Here is a 13,366-nt window from a genome sequence, read left to right on the forward strand (position 1 = left end):
TTCAACAAACTCAAGAACTGGCGGCGCATCGCGACCCGCTACGACAAAACCAGGGAATCCTACCTTGGCTTCGTCGCTCTCGCCTCAGTCAAACTCTGGATACCCTTTGTCCACGAAGCCTAGTCGTCACTGAGTCGGACTATTTCGAACGGTTAGAGTTTGAATCGCCGCTCGACCTGAAGCTCCGATCGGACGTGCTTGGCCGCACGATCCTGTTCGTCGGGTACAGCCTAAAGGATCTCAACCTTCGCCTTCTCCTCTATAAGCTTAAGCGCACATGGGATGGCACAGCCTATGCGAAGCGGCGGCCACTGTCGTTCATCTTATTGGTCCGACCGGACGTCGTTCAGGAGGAGGTTCTGGGGAGCCGCGGGGTGTCACCGATCGTCTCTGACGCGCTAGATCCCGACGAAGCGCTGCCGGAGTTTTTCGATCGCCTCCTTGAGATGGTGCGTGGGGGCGGGTGAGCGGCCTTGGTCCTCAGCCGCAGCCGACAGCGGGGTCTTCTGCGCCTAGCCCGTGTTGAGGGATACCACTGCGCGTTCCCTCGCCAGTGGCAACAGCACTCCCATTGTGACAAGGCTTCTTCAACGTTAGCGTAACGCGCGGCAAGCCGGGGGGGCCATTTCATCCAGCATCCGCCGTGGGACCCGATGGAGCAAATCGACGTATTCACCCGCCGCCGTCCATGATCAAATTCTTAACGACAGCCAAGTCCCCAAAACCCCGCGCTCGCTCCCCGTGACATCTAGATGAACGAAGGGCCGGTTTCGGGAGCCGTTCTAGGCCGTGGAGTGTCACCTTTGTTCGCGACTGCAGTCAGAGCCCATGGTTTGCCTGAATGTTAGCTTCGCCAATTCGGTCGCTCTGAGTCAGACAGTCCGCAGGTGGCCCCGTTGCTGAAGATTTCAGAACGGATCGTAGACATGCACGATCAAACCGGGATCGCCGTCGTAATCGGCTTCGGTCAGCACCGAATAGCCATCACCGGTGTAGATCAGAACAACACAGGTCATCAGCGTCTGGGCGAGGCTCCACGCGAATTTCTGGGCGGTGGGAAGCGACATGATCTGCTCCTGTCTTCGGAGCGGGAACCTTCCCACTCGACAGGTGCACGGGCGGCCGTCGCGGGGCCGCGATCACCGGAAGCGCAGCTGGAGGCCGCAAGCTTCGCTTAGCGGACCCCCTGCGGGTTGATCGTCACAAGGCCATGCAGAGGCTAGGAGTAAGCCAAGGAGAGCGGGGCTGTGCCCGCGGCATGATACGGAGAGCAGGCCAGCTTTCCATCGCGGCAACATCAGCAGTTCACCCGAGAAAGGAATGACACCGTGTATATCGCCATGAACAGGTTCAAGATTGTGAAGGGTCAGGAAGCCGCCTTCGAAAAGGTGTGGTCGGACCGCGACAGCCATCTCGACGGCGTACCGGGGTTCAAGGATTTCAAGCTGGCGCGCGGTCCCGAGCATGAGGATCACACGCTTTATGCCTCGCACAGCATGTGGGAGTCCGAAGAAGCGTTCAGCGCCTGGACGCGGTCGGACGCGTTCCGCAAGGCGCATGCCCAGGCCGGCGATAACAGCGCGCTTTATCTCGGCCATCCCGAGTTCGAAGGATTTACGGTCGTGCTCGGCGCCGACTGACCAAACGGCATTCAACGTAGGCGACGCTCATGCGCCGCGCTTTCTGAAGTCGAACAGCGGGATGCCGAGCTTCCTCGCCTTGTCAGCGAGGTTGTCCTGAATGCCGGTGCCGGGAAACACCACGACACCGACCGGCAGCACTTCCAGTATCGTATCGTTGCGCCTGAACGGCGCGGCCTTGCCGTGGCGGTTCCAGTCGGGCTTGAATGCCACCTGGCAGACCTTGCGATTGTCGGCCCAGCAAGCGGCGATGCGCTCGGCGCCGGACGGCGCGCCGCCGTGCAGCAGAACCATGTCGGGATGCTTGGCGTACACCCGGTCCAGCGCGGCGAAGATCGCGTCGGTATCATTGCACTCCTTGCCACCGGTGAACGCGACCTTGGTGCCAGCGGGAATCATCACCTCGGTTTCGGCGCGGCGGCGGGCGGCGATGAAGTCGCGGCTGTCGACCACTGCGGCGGTCAGAGCGCGGCGGTTGACGAGGCTGCCGTGGCGCGGCCGCCAGGCCGATCCGGTGTGGGTGCGGTAAAGGTCCGAGGCGACATCGCGCATCAGTTCGTGCGCATCGCGGCGTTCGATTAGCGTCAGCCCTTGGGCGAGCAGGTTTTCCAGTTCGACCGAGGCGACCTCGGAGCCGTCCTGTTCGCGCTGCGAGCGGCGCTGCGCCTGCTCGTTGTCGTCGAGCTCGCGCTCGACCCGCTCGGCGGAGCGGTGGAACAGGTTGACCGTTGACCAGAGCAGGTCGTCCAAATCAGGTCCGAGCCGGGTTTCAGCCAGCGTCCCGACCAACGCATCGAAGATGTCGGCGATGGCTCCGGCAACACGGTCGCCGTCGGGTAACGGTCGCGGATCGGGTTCCTCCTGGTAGCGCCGAAAGCCGTAAAGCTGCAATTCGTCGAGAATGTGCGCGGTTTGCGATTGGTCGTGCGGGTCTTCGCGATCGGTCATGGCGGTTGCTCCGTTTTCGAAGACCACGCCTCTCGCGGCCTTCACGGGCGAACAGAGAGCGGGGGCGGAACGGGCCGACACCTGCAAGGCCGCAGCGCCAGTGGAGGACGGCGGAGCGCGGCTTTCTTGCTGCGCGAGGAGCCGCGTAGCGGCGGGGAAGAAAGCCGCACGCAGCCGTTGCCGGACCGGGCCGGCTCCGGTTCTCTCGCCCGCTCTGGAAGGCAAAGGCGTGCGCTAAAAGGAGACGGAGTTCACCATGATCAGCACGCGGCACACCCATTCCGCTTTCCGGTCATCAGCCGATGATCTGTTCGGCATCTTCCAAGATGAGCTGCACCCGGACATCGGCCCGCATAGCGTCCGTCCCGAACTGGCGAAGGTCGTCGTTGAAATCGCCCATTTTTGCATCGAGCGGAAGCGCGTCGATCCCGGCGTCTTGCGCCCGGGATGCAAGGTCATCGTGCGCCGTTTGACCCGCTGCATCCTTGTCGCGAGCAATATAGAGCCGGCGCAGCATGCGCGGGAATTGAAGCGCCGCAAGATGTGCAGCAGACAAAGCGGCGATCATCGGGATGGCAGGCATGATCTGGCGCAGCGACAGCATCGTCTCGATGCCTTCGCCAGCAATCATCGTTGTGCCCGATGGCCCGAACCGCACGCCATGTCCGAGCAGTTCGCCCATCGCGCGTCGCGGTGTGGCGAGGGGTGCTTTGCCGTTGCCGTGCGGAGTAAGCCATGTGCGGTGCAAGCCTGTGAGCGTGCCATTGTTATCGCGCACCGATGCGATCAGGGCCGGGAACGCGTCAGGGGTATTAGGCAAATCGTCCCGATCGGCACGATACCAACAGTTGGGATGGAAGCGTAGACAACCGCAATTGCGCAAATCGGTAATACCACGCTCGCTTAGATAGGTCTCGGCGAGCGTGCCGTGGATCGGCCGCGAGATCGCCCACAGCCACCGTGCGGCCTCGGGCGAGCCGGTGGGTGCCGATGATCGGTGCGTGGTTTCGCGAGGATCGGGAGCAGGCAGCGACAGGAAGTGCCGCGCCTCTTCGAGCGTTTCGGCGAGCGAGCCGAGCCGCCTGTTCGCGGCGATAAGGTCGAGCAAGTCGCCATGCTCGCCGGTGGCCGCATCGGTCCATTTGCCGGCCGCGCCCTTGCCGCTCTCCGGACCAGTCAACCGCACGAACATGCTGCGGCCCGGCGTGCCTTCGACATCGCCGACGAGCCAATAGCGTCCTTGGCGGTGACCCTCCGGCAAGTAGTGTCGGCAGACGCTCTCGGCGTTGCGGGCGAGCTGGCGCGCGAGGTCGGATGCCTGGTGCATCGCATCCTCCTTGAGACAGAAAGAGGGTCCGCCGGGGATCGGCGGACCCTCGAAGTGAGCAGGTCCGGGGAGCGGGAACCTACTCGGCGGCGACAGCGATGGGGGTCTCGCCGTCGACTTGCTCATTGTCGTCGATCGTCTCGTCGTCCGCCATGTACCTTGCGCCGTCTTCTTTCGCCGATTGCGCTTCGCTTTCTGCGTCGGTGGCCGTCTCCTTGCGGGTATCCTCCGACTCGGCATCGACCGGCGCGGTGCGCAGCGGCTCCGGCAGCCAGCCGGTGCCAGCGATCAGCTGCTCGGCGCGTTCAGCCTGGGCGTCCTTCTTCATGCCTTCGAGGCCATCGGCGGCTTCATCGCCCTTCGCCTCACGCACTGCCGCGACGATCCGCGCCTTGGTGACCTTGCCGAGATAGTTCTCGGCGGTGGTCGTCCAGCCCGCATCGGCCACATCGAGACCGATATCGGTCGCCAGCCGTTCGGCATGGGCAAGCGCACGCGGCCTGCGATTATAGGTCTCGATCGTGGCGTTGACTGTCATCGCCACGCAATGCGCGAACAGCGCGTTCCTGAGCTTGACCGGCATGGTCAGGATCGCATCCCACAGCTGCTCGCTGTCGTCGGGCAGCGCGCCTGCAAACGCCTCATGCCGTTCGGTGAGCGCCGTGGCGTAAGGCGTTTCGCCAAGACCCGGCGCTTGCGATCCGAAGAACACGCATTTGGCGTCGAGTTCGAGACAGCTGTCGGGCGCGTAGCTGTAGAACAGCTTAAGCGCCAGAGCGTGCAGGCAGGCGCAGAAGGCCGTGCCGTAGCTGCCGCCGACCGTCAGACGGAGCGCGACCGTGCGATGCGCGGTCAGCTCTGTGACGAGCCGGTCGGGGATCGGGCGCAGCGTGTCATCATCGTCGTCGCTATCCACGGTGCACCCGGTGTCCGGAGTGCGGGATGTGGATGCGGTCGCAGGCGATGTACCGTCGGTCTCGCCGTCATCCGGCTCGACCTTCTCCTCGTCCTCCGGACGCACATAGCCACGATCCACGCGCAACCGCCCGCCATGATCGACGCTGACGAACACGCCCGCGCGAGCGATGTCGTCCTCGTCGTAACGCACGGGCCGGTCGTCGATCGCATCAATGGCGGTCTCGATCTCGCCCAAGCGCTCGTCGACCTCGTCGGGCAGTTCGGGCGCATCGGCATATTCGGCTTCGAGCTGGTCGAGCTCGGCCTGGAGCGCATCGCGCGTCGCCTGCTCCTCCTCGGTCAGCTCCGGCTGCTCGCCCGAAATGCGGCGGAGGCCGTAAGTGTGGCCATAGGGGAAATCGAGGCCGACCTCGATCCATTTCCAGCCTTCGGCACGGATGGCTTCGGCTTCCTCGTTGAGCTTCTCGGTGACGAGCATCTCGACCAGTCCGACATCTTCGAGCCAGCCGCCATCGTCGCTCTCGAACAGGTCGCGCATGACCGCGCCGCCCGCTTCGACATAGGCATCGACGCCGACGAACTGCGCACGCTTATCCGACGCCCGGACCGAATGCTCGGTGAGCATGCGGCGGATTTGGTAAGGCTGGTTGTTGTAGCTGCCCCGCACAGCTTCCCACACCTGGGCCTGACGCTCGGGCTGGGGATTGACGGTGAACGCCATCAGCTGATCGAGCGTCATCTCATCGGCGGCGAAGGCGTCGAGCAAGGCTTCACCGACGCTGGCGAGCTTCAGCCGCTGCTTGACGATATTGGCCGAGACGAAGAACGCCGCCGCGATCTCCTCCTCGCTCATGCCCTTCTCGCGCAGTGCCTGGAAGGCGCGGAACTGATCGAGCGGATGGAGTGGCGCGCGCTGGATGTTCTCGGCGAGACTGTCTTCCTCGGCATGGCCACCCTCGCGCAGGACGCAGGGCACCGGCGCGTTACTCGGCAGCCGCTTCTGCTTCACCAGCAATTCGAGCGTGCGGTAGCGGCGCCCGCCCGCCGGCACCTCGAACATGCCGGTCTCCTTGCCCTCGGCATCGGTGACGGCGCGCACGGTGATGCTAGCAAGCAGCGTGCGCCGGGCGATGTCCTCGGCGAGTTCCTCGATCGAGACGCCCGCCTTGACGTGGCGGACATTGGCCTGGCTCAGCACCAGCTTGTCGAACGGAATGTCCCGCGAGGGGCTGAGCGCGATGGTCTTGACTGACTTGGTCATGGGTCTTCTCCATGGCGGGCCGGTCAGGAGCCTCTCTCCCGACCTCAAACCCGTCACGAAGCGCAGCGCCGCCCTCTTCCTCTGAAGAGAGCGACGCCGCGTAGGGGAATGACGCTGAGGAGGGGCGCTACGCTGCGACCCGGTCGAGCAGCTTCTTGGCGCGCGTCTCGAGATCGAGCCGCGCGTCCTGCTGGGGTTTGCTCCGTGCGTAAGCGGTGATGCCCTGTACGAAGTCGAACACGGACTCGGGCGGCCGACCTTCCTCAGCGAGGACGGTCTCGACGATCTTCGCTGTCTCCGCCTTGCCGAAGCCGCGCTTGCGCAGGAACTCGGTACGATCGTCGTCATTGCGAGCAACGATGCGTTCGCGGGCCTGCCGAATGCCGTTCAGGAACGGCTGCGGCGAAGAGTCGGCAAACCGGGTCAGCGCTGGCGCCGCCTCATGCGCGAAACGGTTAGCGGCGTATTTAGAATGCCGGATGCTGATCTCCTGAAAGTCCTCAACGCCCCACAGGTTTCGGTTCTGGCAAACGGCGCGCAGGTAGAAGCTGGCGATGCCGAGCGTCTTGGCGCCCACCTCGCTGTTCCAGCAATAGAAGCCGCGGAAGAACAGGTCGGGCGATCCATCGGGCAACTTCCCCGCCTCGATCGGGTTTCTGTCGTCGACGAGGAAGAGGAAGACATCGCGGTCGGACGCATAGAGCGTGGTCGTATCGGACGTGATGTCCACCATCGGATTGTAGACACCGGTCGACCAGTCGAGCACGCCCGGCACTTTCCAACGCGTATCGCCCGTGCCGTTGCCGGCGATGCGCTGCACGGCGGCGACCAGCTCATGATCGTAGATGCGACCATAGTCGGGTCCGGTGACAGCGCGCAGCTCGGTACGGCCATCCTCGGTCTCCAACGTCTTCACCTGCTCGGCGCGGTGATTGGTGAGGCCGTACTGCAGGTTAATAGCTGCAAGCGGTGCGGGAAGCTGGCGCATATACGCCGCCGGCGCGCCGACGAGACTCGCAAGCTGGCCGAAGCTCCAATGGGTCGGCGCCAGCGGCTTGTCCGAATCAGGCAGGACGAGCGCCAGCCGTTCGGGATCGTCGCGGTGGGCTTCAACCCGGATCGCCGCACTCTCCACCGTCCGCGTCCGGCTGCGTTCGGCGCGGCCCTTCACCGCCGCCATCAGCTCGGTCAGCGACAGATAGCGCTGGTCTGCCGGACGACTGAACCACTCGGACGAGACCCGCCCGATCCGCTGGCCGCGGCTCACATCCACCTTGTAGCCGCTGCTCCTGACGGGGCTCGCGTCGAGAACTTGAACTTGCGTCATGACATATCTCCGCGACGGCCCGGCCGGGAGCCTCTCTCCCGACGCTCGAACCGTCACGGCGACAGCCGCAGCCCTCTTACTCTCCAAAGGCGTGAGACGCGACGACTCGGATATGGCGAAAACCTCTGTCACGGGCGTGGATCAAACCGCGCCGTTCCAAACGACCAATTGCCTTCAACGTGAAAAGCGTCGTCGATGACCGTCGCGAGTTCGATTTCGTGTGGGTACGAATTGGATACCAAAAGCCCTCAAACAGGCTCGTATCCAAGATGCGAAGCCGTCAAGGCCTCGCATCTAATTGAAAATATGAGGAAATTTGGAGCGGGCGAAGGGATTCGAACCCTCGACCCCAACCTTGGCAAGGTTGTGCTCTACCCCTGAGCTACGCCCGCTCTAGACGATCACGGCCCGCTGCCGAAGCTGGCGGGCCGGAGGTGAGGCGCGCGGTTAGCATCGGTCCTGGGGGGCTGCAAGGGAAAAATGGCATCGGCGCCATGAGATCGGGGCGGGCTGTGCGAAACCGGCGGATTACCCTTCACAATTGCCCGCGAGCCCCCAAATTGTGCGAGAATTCGTCCAACGTTACGGGAGCAGCAATCTTGGCCAGCATGGGTCTCAGCATCGACGAACAAAAGGCGGTCGACCGATTCCGCAGCCAGGTCGCCGAACCCTCGATGACCAAGCTGGTGATCCTGGACTTCTGGGCGGAATGGTGCGGGCCGTGCAAGGCGCTCACTCCGTTGCTCGAGAAAGTGGCGGCCGAATACGCCGACAAGGGCGTGGTTCTGGCCAAAGTGAATGTCGACGAGGAGCAGTTCATCGCCTCGCAGTTCCAGGTGCGCTCGATCCCGACGGTCTATGCGCTATTCCAGGGGCAACCGGTTGCCGATCTGACCAATGCGCGCAGCGAATCGCAATTGAAGTCGATGCTCGACCAGCTGCTCGCCAAGCTGCCGGTTCAGGCGGGCGACGCCGCCGAGCCGCAGCAGGATGTCGCGCCGCTGCTGGCGATGGGCGAGGACGTGCTCGCCTCCGGCGACGGCGAGCGCGCGGCGGGGATCTTCGCGCAGATCGTCGACATGGCGCCGGACAACGTCGAGGCCATTTCCGGACTCATCCGCTCGCTGGTCGCTGCGGGCCATATAGAGAATGCCGAAGCGATGCTGGCCGATCTGCCCGAACCGCTCGCCAATGATCCGGCAATCGAACGCGCGCGCGCCGCGCTGACGCTCGCCAAGGACCGGCCGGACGACAGCGAACTGGAAGGGCTGCGCGCGGCGGCGGCCGAACGCCCGGCGGACATGGACGCGCAGCTCGCCTTCGCCAACGCGGCATTCGCTGCGGGCGAGCGTGATACCGCCGCTGATACGTTGCTGAAGATGATCGAAGCCGACCGCGCGTGGAACGAAGGCGCGGCGCGCACGAAGCTGTTGCAGATCTTCGAAGTCGTCGGGCTCGAGGATCCCTGGGTGGCCGCGACGCGGCGCAAACTCTCGACGATCCTGTTCGGCTAACGCGTGGCACGGATCACCATCTTCCCCCTGCCCGGCGCCGTGCTCTATCCCGGACTGCACTTGCCGCTGCATATCTTCGAACCGCGCTATCAGGCGATGATCGGCGATGCGCTGGTCCGTGACCGGCGGATCGGCATGATCCAGCCGCAGCGCGCGCAGGAAGGCGCACCGCTGTTCGCGGTCGGCTGTCTGGGCCGCATCGGCGAAGTCGAGGCGATGGAGGACGGGCGGTACAACATCATCCTCGAGGGCGAAGCGCGCTTTCGCGTCTTGCGCGAGCTCGACGTGACCACCCCGTTCCGTCAGGTCGAAGCAGTGATGCTGGAGGAAACCGGCGAACAGACCCTGGCCGCTGTCGAACGCGCAAGCTTCGAACGCGAGGCGCGCCGGTTTGCCGAGGCCCAGGGCTACAGCGTCGACTGGGACGAAGTGAATCGGCTCGACGATCTTTCGCTGATTAACGGTGTTTCGCAGATCGCACCGTTCGATCCGGCCTCCAAGCAAGCGCTGCTGGAATCGCCCAGTCTTTCGGCGCGTTGCGAGCTGCTGGTGCAGTTGATGCAGTTCTTCGGCCGCCGTCCGGAAAGCGACGACGAGGAAGGTATCACGCTGCAATAGCGGCGCCGGCCGGCATGTTGCACGCCTCGCGGATCATCGCCATTCTTCGATCCGATCCCGCTCGCTGGCGACTTCTCGAGATCGTTCGCGAGCTGGAATTGCCGGATTCCTGGATCGCGGCGGGATTCGTGCGAAATGCGGTGTGGGATCATTTGCACGGCCGCGCTCCCGCACCGATCGATGGCGATGTCGATGTGATCTGGTTCGATGCCGGATCGACGGATGCCGCGCTCGACCGCGAGCTGGAACGACGGCTGCACACCGTCGCGCCGGGGATCGACTGGTCGGTCAAGAATCAGGCGCGGATGCATGTTCGCAATGGCGACCAACCCTATACGTCGGCCAGCGATGCCATGCGACACTGGCCCGAAACGGCAACCGCGGTAGCGGCAAAGCTGGAGGCGACGGGCGAATGCCGGATCGCGAGTCCCCTTGGACTGGACGACTTGTTCGATCTGCGCCTTCGACCGACGGCGCGGTTCGCTCGTGAGAAGCACGCGATCTTCGCGGAACGCGTGCAGTCAAAAGCCTGGCTGAGCAAATGGCCGCTGCTCGGATGCGCCGAGGTCTGATCTCCCGTCGGGACAGGCCGCGCGCCGCTATTTGCCCCCTACCCCAACATCGCTTCGCGCAGGCCATCGATCACGTATTGCGCGGCAAGCGCTGCCAGCAGCACGCCAAGCAGGCGCGTGATGACCGCCTCGACGCTGTGGCCCAGCAGCTTCATCAGCGGGATCGCGGCGATCAGCGCGATCAGCGAAAGCACCAGAACCGCAGAGAGCGCGGCGAGAATGACCAGCGTCGATTCGGTGCCCTGCGCCTGCGACATCAGCAGCATGATCGTCGCGATCGAGCCGGGCCCGGCCAGCATCGGCATCGCCATCGGGAAGACCGACACGTCCTCGATTTCGGGCGTCGCCTTGACCTTTTCCACCCGCTCCTCGCGCCGCTGGGTGCGCTTTTCGAACACCATGTCGAGCGCGATCAGGAAGAGCATGATGCCGCCGGCGATGCGGAACGAGTTCAATTCGATGTGGAGCGCGGCCAGCAGCGCTTCGCCGAACAGCGCGAACACGAACAGGATGCAGGCCGCGATGAAGCACGCCTTGATCGCCATCGCCCGGGCACTGGCCGGTGGGGCGTTGGACGTCAGCCCGGCGAAGATCGGCGCACACCCGGGCGGGTCTATCACCACGAACAAAGTGACGAAGGCGGAAACGAACAAGTCGAACATCGCTCAGCTACCCGCCGGCGCCGCGACGGAACTGCGCATGACTTCGCGCAACTCGCCACCCTTGCGCATCCGCACCGTGACCGTGCGCGACAGATCGGGCGCGGTCTGCCAGGTATATTCGAGCGTGCCGTCGTCGGATCGGCCGGTGCCGTCCATCGCGACTTGCGGATTTTTCTGCTCGGAGTCGCGCTGGCGCAAGTCCGCGGGGCCGCGACCCGGCGGGCATTCGGCGATCTGTCCGGCAAGCATCTCGGGTGCGGGAAGCGGCGCGGCGAGATCGTCACCCTGATCAAGCACCCAGCGATATTCCCCGCTCCTCTGGCGGCGCCAGACCGTCGTGAAATAACCGACCGAGCCGTCCGGCCGCTGCCAGGCGCCCTTGCTCGCGCCGAGCGTTCCGTCGCAGCTCACCCAGGTTTCGTAGGGCTGCCACGAAACCGGTGCGGGCGGATTTTCGCGGCCCTTGAGCCATTCGCGCGCGTCGACGGGCTGCGGCACGAACATCACCGCGTCCTTGTCCGCCGTCTCGCGGAACGCCGTCCATTGCCCCTTCTCGCGAGCGAGCCGGTTGAACGCGAGTTCGGCCGCCACGATCGCGCCGGGCGAGCCGAACGTGGCATCGCGCAGCGGGCCGCGCGGCAGGCGCTGCCGCCCCGACTGACCGCCCGCGCAGGCTGCCAGCGCAAGGCAGGCAACGGCGCCCGCCAGCTTGGTGGCAAGGCGCGTCACAGCGCGTCCTGCGGCAGATCGATCCCTGCGTTGCGATGCGCGGCAACGAGGGTGTTGCGCAGCAGGACCGCGATCGTCATCGGCCCGACGCCGCCTGGCACCGGGGTGATCGCACCCGCGACCGCAGAGGCCGACGCGAAGTCGACATCGCCGACCAGCCGCGTCTTGCCGTCTTCGGCCGCCGGAACCCGGTTGATGCCGACATCGATGACCGTCGCGCCGGGCTTGATCCACTCGCCCTTCACCATTTCGGGACGGCCGACCGCGGCAACGACGATGTCGGCGCGGCGCACGACTTCGGGCAAGTCCTTGGTCCGGCTGTGTGCGACCGTGACGGTGCAGCTCTCCTGGATCAGCAATTGCGCCATCGGCTTGCCAACGATGTTCGAACGACCGATCACCACGGCATCGAGGCCGGCAAGCGAACCCAGCCGGTCCTTGAGCAGCATCACGCAGCCCAGCGGCGTGCAGGGCACGAAGCCCGGCAGGCCGACCGCGAGCCTCCCGGCGTTGATCACGTGGAAGCCGTCGACGTCCTTGTCGGGATCGATCGCGGCGATGACTTTCTGTTCGTCCATGTGCGCGGGCAGCGGCAGCTGGACGAGGATGCCGTCGACGGCCGGATCGGCGTTGAGCGTGTCCACCAGCGCGAGCAGGTCGGCCTCGGAGGTCTCGGCAGACAGGCGGTGCTCGAAGCTTTCCATCCCGCAGGCCAGCGTCTGCTTGCCCTTGTTGCGCACGTAGACCTGGCTCGCCGGATCCTCGCCTACGAGCACGACCGCCAATCCCGCCTTGCGACCGGCTGCCGCCGCGAAGCTGGCGGCAAGCGTGCCGACGCGGCCGCGCAGGCCTTCGGCGAAAGCCTTTCCGTCGATGATTTGGGCCGTCATGCCGGGCCTACATCGACGCGAGTGCGAGATTGCGCAGGATGATTCGCAGGATTTCGAGCCCGACGATCAGCACCAGCGGCGAGAAATCGATCGCACCGGTGTTGGGCATGATCTTGCGGATCGGGCGCAGCAGCGGATCGAGCAGCGCATTGACCGACCGCCAGATCGCATCGACGAACTGGTTGCTCATGTTGACGACGTTGAACGAGATCAGCAGGCTCAGCACGAACTGCACGATCACCAGCATGACGATGATCGAGACGATGTAACCGACGATCTCGAACAGGGTGAGGAAAATCAAGGGACGGGCCTTTCCGGAAAGGATGCCAAAGCGCGCCCGCTGATACCGGGCCCTGCCGTCGCGGGCAAGGTGGGCGCGCCGCAGTTACCCCAATGCCACTTACGCCGGGGGGCTGACTACTGCGGCAGCATCGAACTGCGATCGATCCGCCAGTTGAGCTGTTCCTCGGTCGCTCCCAGCGCATCGTTGACCCGGCTCATCACGATCGTTCCGCGGCGCGACGGCCTGCCGTCGGCAAAGTCGATGACCACCGGGGCGACATAGAACAGGGAGCCCGCCGCGCTTTCGATGTCGCCCTTGCCGACCGCGACCTTGGGACCCGCGACGCCGCCGAATTCGCTTTCCAGCTTCTGCGGCGTCATTTGCGCATCGAGGCTCCACGCACGCGCCGCCGAGTTCCAGTCACCGATCCTGAGCGCGTTGGTATAGAAGCGCAGCAGCCGCTCGGGATCCTCGCGATCGGCGAGCGCGCCGGCATCGAGAGCGTCCGCGATTGCCGTCGAAGCCCCGGTTCCGGTGGCGCTCGGCGCCGGCTCGGGAACGGCCGTCTCGCTCGCCATCGGTTCCACCAGGGGCTCTTCGGGGTCGCTGTTACAGGCAGCGAGTGCCAGAAGGCCGGCTGCGACCAGTCCCGGTTTCAGTCTCAGGATCACGGCGCG

General features: G+C 64.9%; 15 protein-coding genes, 1 tRNA gene and 1 pseudogene. 6 read left to right on the plus strand and 11 right to left on the minus strand.

Annotated elements, in window-relative coordinates:
- Together GQO94_RS11990 and GQO94_RS11995 are read left to right on the plus strand one after the other, a co-directional pair.
- A pseudogene (locus GQO94_RS11990) lies at positions 1-123 on the plus strand (IS5 family transposase); the annotation flags it as partial.
- Positions 96-467: an SIR2 family protein gene (locus GQO94_RS11995; RefSeq protein ID WP_232332915.1), complete on the plus strand. Its 372-nt coding sequence runs from the start codon at positions 96-98 to the stop codon at positions 465-467. The pseudogene GQO94_RS11990 and the gene GQO94_RS11995, both read left to right, overlap by 28 nt.
- Positions 468-908: 441 nt before the next feature.
- Here GQO94_RS11995 and GQO94_RS20805 read toward each other — a convergent pair whose 3' ends face one another.
- Positions 909-1,067, minus strand: coding sequence for a hypothetical protein (locus GQO94_RS20805; protein WP_198045936.1), 159 nt, complete (start codon positions 1,065-1,067; stop codon positions 909-911).
- 261 nt (positions 1,068-1,328) lie between these two features.
- Here GQO94_RS20805 and GQO94_RS12000 point away from each other — a divergent pair, with 261 nt between their 5' ends.
- The gene (locus GQO94_RS12000) at positions 1,329-1,640 is read left to right on the plus strand and encodes an antibiotic biosynthesis monooxygenase family protein (RefSeq protein WP_156841765.1); all 312 of its coding nucleotides are present in this window, start codon (positions 1,329-1,331) and stop codon (positions 1,638-1,640) included.
- Positions 1,641-1,667: 27 nt separating this feature from the next.
- On the opposite strand, the gene GQO94_RS12005 is transcribed toward GQO94_RS12000, so the two are convergent.
- The 5 genes from GQO94_RS12005 to GQO94_RS12025 all read right to left on the minus strand — a co-directional run bounded on the left by GQO94_RS12005 (position 1,668) and on the right by GQO94_RS12025 (position 7,813).
- Positions 1,668-2,588: a DUF2493 domain-containing protein gene (locus GQO94_RS12005; RefSeq protein WP_156841767.1), complete on the minus strand. Its 921-nt coding sequence runs from the start codon at positions 2,586-2,588 to the stop codon at positions 1,668-1,670.
- A 295-nt stretch (positions 2,589-2,883) separates the two neighbouring features.
- Complete coding sequence (locus GQO94_RS12010; RefSeq protein WP_156841769.1) at positions 2,884-3,915, minus strand: DUF7146 domain-containing protein; 1,032 nt, start codon at positions 3,913-3,915, stop codon at positions 2,884-2,886.
- 79 nt (positions 3,916-3,994) lie between these two features.
- Positions 3,995-6,094: a ParB/RepB/Spo0J family partition protein gene (locus GQO94_RS12015; RefSeq protein WP_156841771.1), complete on the minus strand. Its 2,100-nt coding sequence runs from the start codon at positions 6,092-6,094 to the stop codon at positions 3,995-3,997.
- A gap of 127 nt (positions 6,095-6,221) precedes the next feature.
- Complete coding sequence (locus GQO94_RS12020) at positions 6,222-7,421, minus strand: DUF932 domain-containing protein (RefSeq protein WP_156841773.1); 1,200 nt, start codon at positions 7,419-7,421, stop codon at positions 6,222-6,224.
- 317 nt (positions 7,422-7,738) lie between these two features.
- Positions 7,739-7,813, minus strand: a tRNA-Gly gene (locus GQO94_RS12025).
- Between the two features lie 216 nt (positions 7,814-8,029).
- On the opposite strand from GQO94_RS12025, the gene GQO94_RS12030 reads away from it, so the two are divergent.
- From GQO94_RS12030 to GQO94_RS12040, 3 genes are read left to right on the plus strand one after another with little or no spacing between them, the layout of a single operon-like run.
- A complete protein-coding gene (locus GQO94_RS12030) occupies positions 8,030-8,935 on the plus strand; it encodes a tetratricopeptide repeat protein (protein WP_232332916.1) in 906 nt (301 codons plus the stop codon).
- Between the two features lie 3 nt (positions 8,936-8,938).
- Positions 8,939-9,553 (plus strand): LON peptidase substrate-binding domain-containing protein, encoded by a 615-nt coding sequence (locus GQO94_RS12035; protein ID WP_156841777.1) that lies wholly within the window; start codon positions 8,939-8,941, stop codon positions 9,551-9,553.
- 14 nt (positions 9,554-9,567) lie between these two features.
- Positions 9,568-10,125, plus strand: coding sequence for a nucleotidyltransferase family protein (locus GQO94_RS12040; protein ID WP_156841779.1), 558 nt, complete (start codon positions 9,568-9,570; stop codon positions 10,123-10,125).
- 38 nt (positions 10,126-10,163) lie between these two features.
- Here GQO94_RS12040 and GQO94_RS12045 read toward each other — a convergent pair whose 3' ends face one another.
- From GQO94_RS12045 to GQO94_RS12065, 5 genes are all read right to left on the minus strand, one after another.
- Positions 10,164-10,787, minus strand: a complete 624-nt coding sequence (locus tag GQO94_RS12045) for a MarC family protein (RefSeq protein WP_156841781.1) — start codon at positions 10,785-10,787, stop codon at positions 10,164-10,166.
- 3 nt (positions 10,788-10,790) lie between these two features.
- Positions 10,791-11,516, minus strand: coding sequence for a hypothetical protein (locus GQO94_RS12050; protein WP_232332907.1), 726 nt, complete (start codon positions 11,514-11,516; stop codon positions 10,791-10,793).
- A complete protein-coding gene (gene folD, locus GQO94_RS12055) occupies positions 11,513-12,406 on the minus strand; it encodes a bifunctional methylenetetrahydrofolate dehydrogenase/methenyltetrahydrofolate cyclohydrolase FolD (RefSeq protein ID WP_156841783.1) in 894 nt (297 codons plus the stop codon). The genes GQO94_RS12050 and folD overlap by 4 nt, the downstream gene beginning before the upstream one ends.
- A gap of 7 nt (positions 12,407-12,413) precedes the next feature.
- A complete protein-coding gene (locus GQO94_RS12060; protein WP_156841785.1) occupies positions 12,414-12,707 on the minus strand; it encodes a YggT family protein in 294 nt (97 codons plus the stop codon).
- A 116-nt stretch (positions 12,708-12,823) separates the two neighbouring features.
- Positions 12,824-13,360, minus strand: coding sequence for a hypothetical protein (locus tag GQO94_RS12065; protein WP_156841787.1), 537 nt, complete (start codon positions 13,358-13,360; stop codon positions 12,824-12,826).
- Positions 13,361-13,366 lie beyond the last annotated feature (6 nt).

The sequence above is a fragment of the Novosphingobium aquimarinum genome, from assembly GCF_009746585.1.
Classification (GTDB): Bacteria; Pseudomonadota; Alphaproteobacteria; order Sphingomonadales; family Sphingomonadaceae; genus Novosphingobium; species Novosphingobium aquimarinum.